Annotated in this window: 11 protein-coding genes; 4 read left to right on the top strand and 7 right to left on the bottom strand. The window is 63.6% G+C overall.

Features of this window, described 5'->3' with window-relative positions; genetic code table 11:
* Positions 1–46: 46 nt before the first annotated feature.
* Complete coding sequence (gene xylF / locus ACN9M1_RS17495) at positions 47–1,075, bottom strand: D-xylose ABC transporter substrate-binding protein (protein WP_426399837.1); 1,029 nt, start codon at positions 1,073–1,075, stop codon at positions 47–49.
* A gap of 263 nt (positions 1,076–1,338) precedes the next feature.
* Between xylF and ACN9M1_RS17490 the strand changes: the two genes are divergently transcribed.
* Positions 1,339–2,571 carry a XylR family transcriptional regulator gene (locus tag ACN9M1_RS17490; protein ID WP_426399836.1) on the top strand — a complete coding sequence of 411 codons (1,233 nt, stop codon included), beginning with the start codon at positions 1,339–1,341 and terminating at the stop codon, positions 2,569–2,571.
* Positions 2,568–3,650, top strand: a complete 1,083-nt coding sequence (locus tag ACN9M1_RS17485; RefSeq protein WP_426399835.1) for an aldose epimerase family protein — start codon at positions 2,568–2,570, stop codon at positions 3,648–3,650. The genes ACN9M1_RS17490 and ACN9M1_RS17485 overlap by 4 nt, the downstream gene beginning before the upstream one ends.
* Before the next feature lie 17 nt (positions 3,651–3,667).
* Here the strand turns inward: ACN9M1_RS17485 and ACN9M1_RS17480 are convergent, their stop codons facing one another.
* Positions 3,668–5,080, bottom strand: coding sequence for a nucleobase:cation symporter-2 family protein (locus tag ACN9M1_RS17480; RefSeq protein ID WP_426399834.1), 1,413 nt, complete (start codon positions 5,078–5,080; stop codon positions 3,668–3,670).
* Between the two features lie 179 nt (positions 5,081–5,259).
* Complete coding sequence (locus ACN9M1_RS17475) at positions 5,260–5,994, bottom strand: hypothetical protein (protein WP_426399833.1); 735 nt, start codon at positions 5,992–5,994, stop codon at positions 5,260–5,262.
* A 269-nt stretch (positions 5,995–6,263) separates the two neighbouring features.
* Here ACN9M1_RS17475 and ACN9M1_RS17470 point away from each other — a divergent pair, with 269 nt between their 5' ends.
* Positions 6,264–7,346, top strand: a complete 1,083-nt coding sequence (locus ACN9M1_RS17470) for an MBL fold metallo-hydrolase (protein WP_426399832.1) — start codon at positions 6,264–6,266, stop codon at positions 7,344–7,346.
* Positions 7,347–7,375: 29 nt separating this feature from the next.
* On the opposite strand, the gene ACN9M1_RS17465 is transcribed toward ACN9M1_RS17470, so the two are convergent.
* The 4 genes from ACN9M1_RS17465 to flhA are packed head-to-tail and all read right to left on the bottom strand — an operon-like array spanning position 7,376 to position 12,928.
* Positions 7,376–8,137 carry an RNA polymerase sigma factor FliA gene (locus ACN9M1_RS17465; RefSeq protein WP_426399831.1) on the bottom strand — a complete coding sequence of 254 codons (762 nt, stop codon included), beginning with the start codon at positions 8,135–8,137 and terminating at the stop codon, positions 7,376–7,378.
* 8 nt (positions 8,138–8,145) lie between these two features.
* Positions 8,146–8,922, bottom strand: a complete 777-nt coding sequence (locus ACN9M1_RS17460; protein ID WP_426399830.1) for a MinD/ParA family ATP-binding protein — start codon at positions 8,920–8,922, stop codon at positions 8,146–8,148.
* 14 nt (positions 8,923–8,936) lie between these two features.
* A complete protein-coding gene (flhF, locus tag ACN9M1_RS17455; RefSeq protein WP_426399829.1) occupies positions 8,937–10,841 on the bottom strand; it encodes a flagellar biosynthesis protein FlhF in 1,905 nt (634 codons plus the stop codon).
* Entirely contained in the window at positions 10,838–12,928 is a 2,091-nt protein-coding gene (gene flhA / locus ACN9M1_RS17450; protein ID WP_426399828.1) for a flagellar biosynthesis protein FlhA, read from the bottom strand. The genes flhF and flhA overlap by 4 nt, the downstream gene beginning before the upstream one ends.
* Before the next feature lie 793 nt (positions 12,929–13,721).
* On the opposite strand from flhA, the gene ACN9M1_RS17445 reads away from it, so the two are divergent.
* Entirely contained in the window at positions 13,722–14,648 is a 927-nt protein-coding gene (locus tag ACN9M1_RS17445) for a LysR substrate-binding domain-containing protein (RefSeq protein ID WP_426399827.1), read from the top strand.
* The last annotated feature ends 68 nt before the right edge of the window (positions 14,649–14,716 follow it).

Raw genomic sequence — 14,716 nt, 5'->3', positions numbered from 1 at the left:
TGCACTCATACCTCATGCCCCATCACCGGCACATACTGCAGTTGCCTTACTGGGCGCCGATCTGCGCCTGCGTGTAGAAGCCGTCTTTCACCACCAGGTTGACGTTGTCCTTGGTGAGCTGGGTGGGTTGCAGCAAGACCGTGTCGACCTTCTTCTTGCCGTTGTCATACTGCGAGTTGTATTTCGGCTTGTCACCCTTGGCGAGCGATACCGAAAGCTGCGCGGCCTCGCTGGCAATCAGCTTGAGCGGCTTGTAGACCGTCATCGTCTGCGTACCGGCAATCACGCGCTTGACGGCGGCAAGGTCGGCATCCTGCCCCGACACTGGCACCTTGCCGGCCAGCTTCTGCGCAGCCAGCGCCTGGATCGCGCCACCTGCCGTGCCATCGTTGGATGCCACCACGGCATCGATCTTGTTGTTGTTCGCTGTCAGCGCGTTTTCAACGATGCCCAGCGCAGCCGACGCGCTCCACTCCGGCACCCATTGCGAGCCGACGACCTTGATGTCGCCGCGGTCGATGGCCGGTTTCAACACCTTCAACTGGCCCTCACGCAGCATCTTCGCGTTGTTGTCGGTGGGGGCGCCGCCCAGCAGGAAGTAGTTCCCCTTCGGGCGTACGTTGTAGACGCCCTGGGCTTGCAGCTCGCCCACCTTCTCGTTGTCGAACGAGATGTAGGCATCAACATCAGCGTCGAGAATCAGACGGTCGTACGACACCACCTTGATGCCGGCCTTCTTGGCCTCGGCCACCACGTTGGTCAGCGCCTTGGAGTTGAACGGCACGATGACGATCACGTCGACACCGCGCGAGATCAGGTTCTCGATCTGCGAGATCTGGCGTTGCTCGCTGGCATCGGCCGATTGCACCGACACCTTCGCACCCAGTTTTTCCGCTGCAGCGACAAAGTAATCGCGGTCGCGCGACCAGCGCTCGACACGCAGGTCGTCAATACAAAAACCGATTTCCGGCTTCTCCTTGCTCGCATGCGCCAGCGGCGCCGCCATCGACAGGCTGGCGAGCACTGCACCGCAAAACGCGGCCCTCAGAACACAACGGCGTTGGTTCGATTTCATGTCTCACTCCATCTTCTTGTGTTGGTGGGTACACCTGGGGTGCCGGGGCGCATGCTGCACCGCAATAGTGATGTGATCTCGCCCGGCTCGACGGCAACGGCATGGTGCATGCGCCCGCTCGGCACCGGCAATTACGAAATTGCCCAAGCGCCCTAACATTTCTTGCCACCCCACTGCGATCGTCTGACAGCGCCGCAGGCAGCCCCTAGAATGTGGCAGCCGTTTGGCAAACCCACTGCCACCGCGAGCGCCCCTCAACCACCATGCATCGTCAACTGCCCGATCCCTCGCAGCACGCGCGGATTCATCGCATTGCGCTGCTGTTCAACGCCAACAAGGTGTATGACCGCGAAATCATCACGGGCATTGGCGACTACATGCGCTCGACCCGCGTGACGTGGGACGTGTTTCTGGAAGAGGATTTCCGCTGCCGCCTACCCGGCATCGAGCGCTTTGACGGCGACGGCATCATCGCGGATTTCGACGACCCCACCGTGGCCGAAGCGCTGCGTGACTGCCCACTGCCGGTGGTCGCCGTCGGCTCGTCGTATGAAGACGCCGCGCACTACCCGGCCAACGTGCCCTACGTCGCCACGGACAACGGCAAGCTGGTCTCGCTGGCCTACCGTCACCTGATCGAGGCTGGCCTGCAGCACTTCGCGCTGTACAGCCTGCCCCAGGCGCCAGAAAACCGGTGGGCGCAGCAGCGCGAGTTGGCCTTTACCCACTTGCGGCGGCTAGACAATCCCGCCGCGCCCATCGCGCAAGAGATCTACCGCGGCCTCTCAACCAGCGCGCCCACGTGGCATCAGGCGATCAGCCAGTTGATTGAATGGCTGCGCGGCTTGCCCAAGCCCATCGGCATCATCGCGGTGACGGATGCGCGGGCGCGGCATCTGCTGCAGGCGTGCGTGTCAGCGGGGTTCGCGGTGCCGGAAGAAATCGCCATCATCGGCATCGACAACGATCCGCTCACGCGCACGCTGAGCCGTATCCCGCTGTCGTCCGTCATTCAGGGCACCATGGAGATGGGCCGCACCGCCGCACACCTGCTGCATCAGATGCTGGGCGGTGCCCGTTTGGGAGAATTGGCGGGCCGGCAGATTCTCGTGCCGCCGGTTGGCATCAACGTACTGGCATCGTCCAGGCACCAGCCACTGGCCAGCCCGTATGTCATGCGTGCGCGGCACTTCATCCGGCAATATGCCTGCCAGGGAATCAAGACCGAGCAGGTCGCGGACTACGTCGGTATCTCGCGCTCCTCGCTCGAAGAACACTTTCGTCGTGAATTGCATTGCACCGTGCACCAGGAAATCCTTCGCCATAAGCTCGACGCCGCCAAGCACATGCTGGCCAGCCGCGATGTCGCCACCGCCGAGGTGGCGGTGCGCTGCGGCTTTACCTCCCCGCAATACATGCACGCCGTATTCCGTCGCGAGCTGGATTGCACACCACGTGAATACCAAGAACGCACCATCGCACAGGGCCAATCATGAGCATCGCGCAAGCGCTTTCCACCTACGCGCCGGTCGATGGCACCATCTCAACGACAACTTGGGGGCGATTGCCCGGCGGTGAACCGGTTCGGTTGTTTACGCTGCGCAATGCCCAGGGCATGCGTGTTTCGATCAGCGATCTCGGGGCGACGCTCGTCTCATGGCAAGCGCCCGACCGTGGCGGGCGCCTAGGCGAGATTCTTCTCAACCACGAATCGCCCCTCGCTTACCTTGAATCGGCGGGCTTCCTGGGGGGCTTGATCGGGCGCTGGGCCAACCGCATTGCCGGCGCGCGTTTTACGCTCGATGGCATCGACTACGCGCTCGATCGCAACGAAGGCGGCAATCTGCTCCACGGCGGCGCAACCGGCTTTCATCGCGCGCTGTGGGCCACTGACGAGCAAGACGGCACACTCGTCATGCGGCTCACCTCCCCCGAGGGCGATGCCGGATTCCCCGGCAATGTCGCCGTGCAGGTTCGCTATGCATTGGATGACGACGGCACGCTGTCGATCGATTACGAAGCGCGCACCGATGCGCCCACGCCCGTCAACTTGACGAGCCACGGCTATTTCAACCTGAGCGGCAAACCCGGCACCGACATCAAAGGCCACATCCTCTCCATTGATGCCGACGCGTATTGGGAAGTCGATGCCAAGCTGATTCCGACGCGGCTATCCAGCGTCGCCGGTACGGCATTTGATTTTCGGCAGGGGGCGCCGATTGGGGTCCGGCTGGATTGGCCCCACGCGCAACTCGCGCAGGCCGGTGGGTTCGACCACTGCTTCGTGCTGCGCAACGCAGCGTTGAACGATGCCCTGCAAGTGCGCCCGGTCGCGCGGCTGTATGACCCCGGCAGCGGCCGCGAGTTGACGGTGCTGACAGACCAACGTGGGCTGCAGTTCTACTCGGGCCAAAAACTCTCGGGCACGCACGCGCCACGCAGCGGCTTGTGCCTGGAAGCGAGCGCGTATCCGAACCACGTCAACATGCCCGACGCGGAAACGGTCATGCTCCGGCCCGGCGCGGTGTATCGGCAGCGCACCCAATATCGCGTGTCGATTGCCCGCGAAACGTGAGGCGAGCAGGCTAAATTTCAGTGCGCCGCAGCGGCGCCATGCATGACCTCGTGCGCGTCGCGAATGCCGTTGAACCACGCATTGAGTACCACCGCCACCAGCGTGCCCATCACGATGCCGCTGTGGGTAATGGGCCGCATCCAATCCGGAAAGTGATGGAAGAAGGCCGGCGCCAACGTCGGCATCATCCCAAAGCCGACCGACACGGCAATGATCAGCAGGTTATGGCGCTGCTGCTGGAAATCCACCATGCCCAGCATGCGAATGCCGGCAGCGGCCACCATGCCGAACATCACCAGCCCCGCGCCGCCCAGCACGTATTGCGGCACCGAGGCCACCACATACGACAGCTTCGGAAACAGCCCCAGCACGATCAGCAGCACACCACCGGCCGCCGCCACATAGCGTGAACGCACACCGGTAATCGACACCAGCCCGATGTTCTGCGAGAACGACGTATGCGGGAACGTGTTGAACACACCCGCCACCACCGTCGCCAAGCCATCGGCACGCAGGCCATTCGTCAACTCGTTGCGCGAGATTGGTTTGCCGACCACGTGCGCCAGCGCCAGGAACATGCCGGTCGACTCCACCAGCGTGATCACGATCACGATGCACATCGAAATGATGGCCGACAGCTCGAACCTGGGCATGCCAAAGTGGAACGGCGTCACCAGCGTCATCAGCGGCGCGGCGCCTGCATCCGCCAGCGACACCTTGCCGAAAGCGGCGGCCACCAGCGTGCCCGCGACGATGCCCAGCAGCACAGCGATATTGCACAGCAGGGCGTTGCCGAACTTGGTCAGCAGCAGAATTGTCACCAGCACCAGCGCGGCAATGGCCAGGCCAAACGGATCACCAAAGGCCGGGTTCGGCACCATCTGTTTCACGCCGTCCACCACCTGCGGAATCATCTGCTGACCACCCGCTGCCCAGTTGATGCCCACGCTCAGCAGCGAAAAGCCGATCAGCATGATCACGGTGCCCGTCACCACGCGCGGAAACAGGCCCAGCAGCCGGCCCATCAGCGGTGCAATCGCAATACCGAACACGCCTGAAACGATGGACGCCCCAAAGATGCCCGGCAGCCCCATGCCGGGCTCCACACCGATGGCGATCATGGGTGCCACCGCGGCAAACGTCACCCCCATCATCACCGGCAAGCGAATCCCGAAGATCAGAAAGCCGAGCGACTGGATGAGCGTGCCGATGCCGGCTGCAAACAGGTCGCAATTGACCAGATAGGAGAGATCGCTCTTCGACAGACCGAGCGCATTGCCGACAATCAGCGGCACGGCAATCGCGCCGGCATACATCACCAGCAGGTGCTGCAGGCCGAGCGCGAACAGGCGCGGCAGCGGCAAGCGCTCGTTGACAGGGTCCACGCAGGTGGAGGACGCAGGCGAAGGGTGGCCGGGGGATTGGCGCATGTTTTGTCTCCGGATGCCGCCCCCCTGTGCGTGCCGGGGAGCGTGCTTGGGCAGGCCGCGCAAGGCGCATCGGCTGCCAACATGTGTGTGACGTGATGCCGCACATTTGCCGGCAATCTTGGAGACCGCGTTTGTATCTGTCAACAATATGCGCCGTCTTTTGTGTACATATTTTGGGTTCATGTACGCGCGTGCGCTTCGAACATCCCCACGCCCTGGTAGAACACGCCCGAATCCAGCCGCACCTTGTAGAGGATGACGCACCGCAACAGGCCGCTTTCCGCTACCACGGGCGTGAGGGTGTACGTGTTGCCCCCGAACGGGCTGCCGCCTTGGCACGCGGCCCCCAACCCAGGCTGGTAGTGGCGGATCAGCAGAGTGGCTTGCGCGCCGTTTGCACGCACTTCCACGCTGCCGATCAAGCGCAAGACACCGTTCTGCCAGACCATATCGAGCGTGCCTTGCGCCTGCCCAACAGGGCCGCTGCCGGCCGCCACGGTAGGCGATGTGAAGGTACCCAGACACCCGAGTGCGGTGTGTCGGCGCAGCAGCGCGGTGCTCTGTTCGACCACGGCGTAGTGGCATTCCCCGGCATCGCCGGCGATGTGCCGCACATGTCCGCCCAAGCGCGCCTGGCCATGTGTCCAGCGCCCGTGCATATAACCGCGTAGATGGAGAACGTCAGCCAGTTCGGCGGCGGCGCCAATCAGCTGATAGTCGTTGATGCCGACAATGGCACCCGAGGGAAGTTGCGCCAGCCGCGCGACGCTGCCGCTGGTCTGTCGCGCCGGCCCACCCAGCACAAACCTGGGCGGCGCACTCGGGCGCGATGGCCGGGGAGAAAACGTGGCAGCCCGGGCATCGGCCAAGCGGATGATCTGTCCGCCATGTCCGGGTTCCTGACAACCTGTCAAGCCACAAACGGCCCCCCTTTTTGATGCGCGGCCTGCGCATCCGAAACATCAAGTTGACCGGCCAAGTAAGAATCTGAATGCATGCGGGTTCTATGAGGAAGGGTTGACTGCCGCGCCCCGCTTGAAATGTGCCGCGGAGCGCGCCTCGGCGAGGCCGTTTCAGCCTAGGCAGTGGCGCATCCGAAATTCAGAAACCAACAGAAGTTGATACTTCTTGATATTCGAGCCGCTTCCCTCACCTGGGTGGCTCGTCCACCCCCTGCGACGCCATGGCCAACCCCCACTACGATCCATCCAAACCCCACCACACCCCCGACGGATTCCGCAACCGCTACCCGCACCCCCGCACGAACGGCGATTTCTGGAAATGGCAGCAGGAGCGCCGCCGCCTCAATCTGCCCAAGCCGCCCACGCAGGACCTGTCCTGCGTCGCGCCCAATCTGGCCGCCGTGCACCGGCCGCCCAACGTGCCGCAACTCACCTGGATCGGCCATGAAACGCTGCTGCTGCAGATCGACGGCCTGAACGTGCTGACCGACCCGGTGTTCTCCAAGCGCGCATCGCCCCTGCCCTTTGCCGGGCCACGCCGGCACCAGCCGCCCGGCCTGTCGCTCAAGCAATTGCCGCATATCGACCTGGTGCTGATCTCGCACAACCACTACGACCATCTCGACAAAGCCAGCGTGCGCGCGCTCATGCGCCAGCCCGGTGGCGCACCGATGTTTTTCGTACCGCTGGGGATCGACCACTGGTTTGCGCGCAACGTGCGCGGCACGCGCCTGTCGGGTAGCAACGCCAACGTACGTGCATTCGATTGGGATGACGAGGCGAACTTCGGCCCATTCACCGCGTATTTCTGCGCCGTGCAGCACTGGTCCGCACGCGGCCTGTACGACCGCAACCACACGCTGTGGGGCAGTTGGGCGCTGCTGCATCCGCAGTTGCGCTTCTGGTTCTCGGGGGACTTGGGGTATTCGCAAGACACACGCGACATTGGCGCGCGCTTTGGCCACTTTGATGTGGCGGCAATTGCCGTGGGTGCTTACGAGCCGCGCTGGTTCATGAAGTCCCAGCACATTGATCCGACCGAAGCCGTGCAGGTGATGCGCGACATCGGCGCGCAACAGGCCGTGGGCATCCACTGGGGCACGTTCCCGCTGACGGACGAAGCACTCGACCAGCCCATCACCGATCTGGCGAACGCGTTGAAGGCGGCCAACGTGCCGGCCGAGCGCTTCACCCTCTTCCGCCACGGTGAAACGCGCGTGTGGGATGCCGAGGCAGCGCGCCTTGTCACCGAGTTGCACCAAGAAAAAACGCGGCCGCGAGATGACTCGCTGGCCGCGCAATAGAAAACTGGCAGCGTAGAACTGCGCCGAGATCAGGTCGGCGTCGGCAGCCACGCGCGGTCGCGCAGCTTGGCGCGAATGCGGGCAATGGCCTGGCTGTGGATCTGGCACACGCGCGATTCCGACACGCCCATCACGGCGCCGATTTCGCGCAGGTTCAGATCCTGCTCGTAGTACAGGCTCATCATGAGCTTTTCGCGCTCGGGCAGACCTTCGATGGCGGCCACGACCGATTCGCGCAGGTCGTGGTCCAGCAGTTGGTCCAGCGGCGTGGCGTCGTTCTCGGCGGCGCGGTTTTCGATGAAGGCGTCGGCGTCTTCGCGATCGAAGTCTTCGTAATACAGCAGCTGGCTGCCTTGCAGGTCGACCAGTTGCTTCTGGTATTCGGCCAGCGACATGCCCAGTGCAGCAGCAATCTCGGTTTCCGTAGGTGCACGGCCCTTCTGCTGCTGCAGCTTCTGGATCGCCTGCTCGATCGTGCGGGCATTGCGGCGCAACCCGCGCGGCAGCCAGTCGGAGCCGCGCAGCTCGTCCAGGATCGCGCCGCGAATCCGCTGGGCCGCGTAGAACTCGAACTGCACGCCCTGCGTTTCTTCGTAGCGCGACAGCGCATCGAGCAAGCCCATCATGCCGGCCTGGATGAGGTCATCCAGTTCTACGCTGGCCGGCAGCTTCACCATCATCTGGTTGGCGATGCGGCGCACCAGCGGTGCGTATGCGGCCATTTCGTCGGACTTGGTCTTGCGACCGGTTGCGGTGTACATATCCATGCCTGCCTTTGGCGCTTCGTTCATGCTGCGCCTCAATAAACCATCTCGGCCGCACGCGCAGTGGCGTGGGGCGTCGCTGTCGGTGCCGATATTGACGTTGTTGTCTGTGTCTGCGCCGATGCCTCCACCCGCGACGGCACGGTTTGACCGATGCCCTCCTCAGGCTGGGCCCCGGCGCTATGACTGCTGGCCCAGCTCAGCATCTCTTCGGCAAGCTGGCGGAACGCCATGGCCGAAGGCGATGCGGGAAACGCGCTCGCCACGGGCTTGCCGAGCGAGAGCGCCAGTTCTACATGCCGGTCCTCCGGGAGGTAACCAGCGAAATCGATTCGGGTGTTCAGGTACTGGCCCACGGTGTTGGCCAGGTTGCTGAACACGCGCAGGGCGGAATCCACCGAATGCGCGCCGCAAACCACGGTGCGGATGCCGGCGCCGCTACCTTGCAGCACGGCGGTTTTCTTGAGCAGCGTGTACGCGCTCTTGATGCCTTCCGGGCCATCAGTGAAGGTCAGCAGCACGTCGTCGCAAGCCTCGGCCACGGTGGCGAGCGCGCGCGTACCGAAATGCGCGGCCACCAGCGTCACGTCCGCAGTGTCGTCGTACTGTTCGAGCATGCCCGTCACCGCCAGCATGGTCTGCGCGCTCACCACGGCGGCGTCGCGGCCCATGGCAGACAGCGCAATGCGCAGGTTGTCGACAAAGTCATCCACCTGCTCTTGCTCGCCGATCACCAGCACGCGGCGGCTGGCTGCCTGACCGAGCATGCGGCGCAGCCCGGCGGCTTGATCCTTGGCGAAAGGTGTGGTCATGCTCGCCCCCTTGTTCAGGCGAAATCGAAAGCGGCCAGGCCGGGTTCGCGGCTACGTGTGGCGCCTTGCGCCACCAGCAGCGACTCGTCCGAATCCAGCGCGAACGACGATTGCTCGGCGCCCGCGCGGAACGTGCGATGCACCAGCAGCTTCTTGTTGGGCACCGCAATGTCTTCCGGCACGCGCTGGCCGTACGACACGTAGTGCAGCGGCAGGCGGCGGCGGATCATCACGTCCATCGCGTGGCCCACCGAGGTGGCCTCGTCGATCTTGGTGAGGATGCAGCCCGCGAGGTTGGCGTCACGGTAGGCGCTCACCACCTCGTCGAGCGTCTTGCCGTTGCTGGCTGCGTTCAGCAGCAGCAGGCGCTTGATCGACGGGCCCACGGCGTGCAGCATCGCCATCTGTTCGGACACGGCGCGATCGCGCTGGCTCATGCCGATGGTGTCGATCAGCACGACGTGCTTCTCGCGCAGATCGTTCAGCGCCAGGCTCAGGTCTTGCGCGTCTTTCACGGCATGCACCGAGACGCCCAGGATCTTGCCGTAGATGCGCAGTTGTTCGTGGCCGCCGATCCGGTAGCTGTCGGTCGAGAGCAGCGCCACGCGCGATGCACCATGGCGCAGCACGAAGCGCGCAGCCAGCTTGGCGGTGGTGGTGGTCTTGCCCACACCCGTCGGGCCCATCAGGGCAAACACGCCGCCCTGGTCGAGCAGGCTGTTTTCGTCCGACACGGTGGCCAGGTTCTTTTCAATCGCGCGCTGCACGAAATCCAGCGCGCCTTCATACGTATCGTGCTGCGGCATGTTCTCCAGCACGTAGCGCGTGAGCTGCGCCGAGAAACCTGCATTCAGCATGGTCTGGAACAGGCGCGTACGCACCGGGTCGCCCAGCTTCACACCCAGCGAGGCGAGGCTCGACATGGCATCGGTCAGCGTGCTCTTGAGCACGTCGATCTCGCTGACCATGCGGCGCGTCATGGCATCGCTTTCGGCTTTCAGATCGGCCTTCAGGTCCGCACGCAGATCGGCCTTCAGGTCGATGGGTGCGCGCTGCAGGCTGACGTCTTCGCGCGGGGCTTCAGGCTGCTTGGCCATCGTGTCCTCCATGCGGACAAAGACGTTGGAGGGGTTGAAGGCGTCGGCCGACTTGCGCGACTGCGCTTCCACGCGTTCGGCAAAGTCGCGCAGCGTGGTCGGTTGCGGGTCTTGCTCGCGCGCAAACTGGCGCGACGGTTCACGCGGGAGTTCACGGCGCGCGGCCGGACGCTTGACCGGCTCGGCAGCTTCGTCTTCCTGCACCACGGTGCGGCGGGCGATGAACTGGGCGGTGCTGGCCAGCGTGTCGGCGGCGTCCTTGTTGGCACGGTCCAGCGACAGGCTCGCCAGCATGCGGGTGGATGCCGTCAGCGGATCGTTGGCCGGCGTATCTGCCGACGCATTGAGTGCGACATCGTCATCCACGCGTGTTTGCAGCGTGCGGCCGGCCGGCTTGGCTTGGGCAGCAGCGGCGGCCTCGGCGGCGGGCGCCTCTTCCTGCGCGGCGGTGCGGCGCGAGGCAATGAAGCGATTACGCAGGCGGGCCAGCGCGTTGGGTGCAGCACCTTGCGCGGCGCTGTGGTCTGCGGCGGCCTGGGCCGGCGTTTCGGCAGATGCCTGGGCGACAGCCTCTGCGGCAGGTGCCGGCTCGGGAATCGGCTCGGGAATCGGCGCGGGTGCCATCGGGCGGCGCTGGGCGCCCTTGGGTGCCGTCGAATGGGTATCGACCAGGGCATCCACATGCGTGTCGGAAGCGGCGATGACTTCAATGCCGCCCGGCACGGCGCGATTCGAGAGAATCAGCGCGTCGTCGCCCAACTGGTCGCGGACTTTGCGCAAGACGTCACGCGACGTCAGTCCGGTAAATCGATGCATTTTCATGCGCGGCCTCCAAGCATGGCGACAACCTTAATCGTTCGGTGATCTGGAATTTCTGCGTGCGACAGCACGCGCAGGCTCGGTGCAGCACGCTTGAACAAGCGGGCAAGCATCGGGCGCAGTGCGGGCGGTACAAGCAGGACGCCCGTCTGACCCATCTGTTCGTGCTGGCGGGACGAGTCCGCTGCCGCTTGCATGAGCGAGTCCGCGAGTTGCGGTTCAATCGGGCCGGCATTCGAGCCAACGACGCTTTGCAGCAAGATGTTCTCCAGATTCGGGTCAAGCGTGACGACCTGCATTTCGGTCTTGTTCGGAAAGAGCTGCTGGGCAATCGCCCGGCCCAGCGCCACACGCACGGCGGCGGTGAGTTCGGCGGGGTCTTGCGTCCTGCCTCCGTGTTCCGCCAGCGTCTCGACGATGGTGCGGATGTCACGGATGTGCAGGCCTTCGTCCAACAGGTTCTGCAACACCTTCTGCACGGTCGCGACGGGCAACAGCTTGGGCACAACGTCTTCGACCAGCTTCGGTGCTTCCTTGCCCAAATGATCGAGCAACTGTTGCACTTCCAAACGGCCGAGAAGCTCGGTGCTATGGGTGTAAATCAACTGATTGACGTGGGTGGCGATGACAGTGCTGCAATCGACCACGGTGTAGCCCTCGGCCTGCGCGCGGTCGCGCACATCGGCGGTGATCCACATGGCCGGCAAGCCGAAGGTCGGGTCCACCGTGGGCGTGCCCGGCAGTTGTGTGCCCATGTGGCCATGCTGTCCGCCCGGATTGATGGCGAGGAACTTGCCCTGCTGCACCTCGCCCTGGCCGATCTCCACGCCCTTGAGCGTGATGCGGTACGACGACGGGCCCAGTTCCAGGTTGTCGCGGATGTGCACCACCGGCGCCAGGAAACCCATGTCCTGCGTGAACTTCTTGCGGATGCCCTTGATGCGGCGCAGCAGCTCGCCGTCCTGGCTCTTGTCGACCAGCGGGATCAGGCGGTAGCCGATCTCCAGGCCCAGCACGTCGACCCACGACACGTCGTCCCAGCTCGCTTCCGGCGTATCCACCGGGGCAATGGCCTGCAGCACCGGTTCCACCTCGGGAATCTCGCGCTTCTTCTTGAGGTACCAGCCCAGATAGCCCAGACCGCCGCCAAACAGGATGAACGGGATGTGCGGCATGCCCGGCACGAGGCCCAGCAGACCGATCACGCCGGCGGTGGTCATCAGCACCATCGGCATGGCAAACAGCTCGCTCGACAGTTGCTGGCCGACGTCCTTGTCGGTGGAAACGCGGCTGACCATGATGCCCGCCGCGGTGGAGATCACCAGCGCCGGAATCTGCGCGACCAGGCCGTCACCGATGGTGAGCAGCGTGTAGTTGGTGGCCGCGTGGCCCACGTCCATGCCGTGCTGGATCACACCCACGGCCAAGCCGCCGATGATGTTGATGAGCAGAATGGCGATACCCGCCACCGAATCCCCGCGCACAAACTTGCTGGCACCGTCCATGGAACCGAAGAACTCGGCTTCCTGGGCGATCTCCGTGCGGCGCCTGCGGGCTTCGTCTTCGCGGATCAGGCCGGCGTTCAGGTCGGCATCAATCGCCATCTGCTTGCCGGGCATGGCATCCAACGTGAAGCGGGCGCTGACCTCGGCAATTCGGCCCGCACCCTTGCTGATCACCATGAAGTTGATGATCACCAGGATGACGAACAGCACGATGCCGACCGTGTAGTTGCCGCCCACCAGGAAGTGGCCAAACGCCTCGATCACTTTGCCGGCCGCATCGGGGCCGGTGTGGCCTTCCATCAACACCACGCGGGTGGAAGCCACATTCAGCGACAGCCGCATCAGCGTCGTGATCAGCAGGATGCTCGGAAATGACGAGAAATCCAGCGGCTTGAGCGTGTGCATGCTGATCAGCAGCACGATGATCGACAGCGCGATGTTGAAGGTGAACAGCAGATCCAGGATGAACGGCGGCAGCGGCAACACCATCATCGCCAGGATCAGGATGATGAGTACCGGGCCGGCGGCAGAGCGGTAGTCGCCCTTGCGCAGGATGTCGGTGACTCGGAGCAGTGCGGCGTTCATCGTTGGGGGTGTGCAGCGGGGGGCATTTCGATGGATGCCATCTTGCCGCCCGGGCCCTCAAATCGAAGACGGGAGAAAGCTGCCCAAAAGGCGGCTTTTCTTTGAAATACCCTCCCGCTGGGGGGTGTGGAAGCGGCGAACGGTGCCGCCTGCCGGCCATTGCGCACCGCCAAGCCCCATCCATGAGGCTCAAACAGCCAAACGCGGGGTTAAAAGTGCTGAGGGCGAGGCTTTTTTCTCGACGATCCGAGTCCTGAACTCGGCGCGCGGAGCTTTTTTCTCGGCCGCCCGAGCTCAGAACTCGGCGCGTGGAGCCTTTTTCTCGGCCGCCCGAGCTCAGAACTCGGCGCGTGGAGCTTTTTTCTCGGCAGCCCGAGCTCAGAACCTGGCGTGTGGGGCCTTTTTCTCGGCGGCCCGAGTTCAGAACTCGGCGCGCCTCGCCGGGACCACTTCGCTGGGTTTTGTTAAGAGCACGTGTCAGCCACGGCGCTGCCCCGCCAAGAGCGGTTGCGCCAAATGGGCGCTTTTATATTTCTCATTGGCAACAAATCGCATTTGTCGCAGGTCCAATATTAAGCACCCGGCTTAACCGCGATGCGACAGCCCTCCACATAACCGAATGCCTACCATTTTCCGCGCGCTTCCGCATTGATCAATTTGGCTGTCATCTAAATGGGCGCCAGTAATGCCACAATTGCGCCCCCGCGCAGAAGGCCGCAACCTTCTGCCGAATGAGAAATCGAATCTCGCGCATGCTGTCAGCACGCGGGCATCGATCTAGGACAAAACAACCATGCTGTTACTGAATAATCGCGTCCGCAAGCTGGACTTTCAGGATCTGGTGATTTTTCACCTGATATATGAGCTGAGGAGCGTCACCGAGGTGGCGGAACTGCTCAGCGTCAGCCAATCGACCGTGAGCTACTGCCTGAAACGCCTGCGCGACTGCTTTGATGATGAGCTGTTCACCAACTCGCGCTTTGGCATGAGCCCAACCCCGCGGGCGACGGCGCTCACGCCACGCGTGCAGGGCATCCTCACCCAGATGGCCGAGTGCGTGCAGGACGATGCCAGCTTCAATCCCGCCATCAAATCCACTTCATTTACGATCTACGCGCCGGAATATTTCGAAATCATCATCATGCCGGTGCTGATGAAGAACATTCTGGAGGCCGGCCATAAGGTTTCGATCAACATTACCAAACCCGAAAAGGATTTGCCCTACGCCGATATCGTCGCAGGGCAAATCGATCTGGGCGTTTTCTTTGGCCCGGGCTTCTATCGCAACTACCCGGGTCTTTCCACCCAGACGCTGTTCCGCGACCAGCTGCTTGCCGTGCAAGACGGCCCCGACAATACAGACCCCCTGCCATTGGATGCGCTGCTGGAACGCCGTCACGTCTTTCCAACGCCCTGGGTTTCCGACAGCAATATGGTCGACAGTTGGCTGCAGTCACAGGGCCACCGCCGCACGATCGCGGCGCGGGCGAACAGCTACTTTTCGGCCATCGAGCTCCTGTTCGGCACCGATCTCCTGCTGATGCTTCCCCGCCGGATCCACGACAAAGTCAGACGCAAGCTGCCCAATGTCGGCGCACGCCCCATGCCCGACGGGATGCCGGACTTCACGCTCGACATGGTGTGGAGCGCCGCGCTGACGAACAACCAGGCCAATACCTGGCTGCGTCAGCAATTGATCCGCGCTTGCGTGAACATCTGACCGGAAGGGCTCCGCGCTTGGCGCCGCGAAGCAAACCCAGCAGCGGTCGACGCCAGGCGGGTTGCGTG

It is taken from the genome of Ralstonia sp. R-29 (genome assembly GCF_049913345.1).
Taxonomy (GTDB): Bacteria; Pseudomonadota; Gammaproteobacteria; order Burkholderiales; family Burkholderiaceae; genus Ralstonia.
This window is presented reverse-complemented; position numbering and strand designations above follow the sequence as displayed.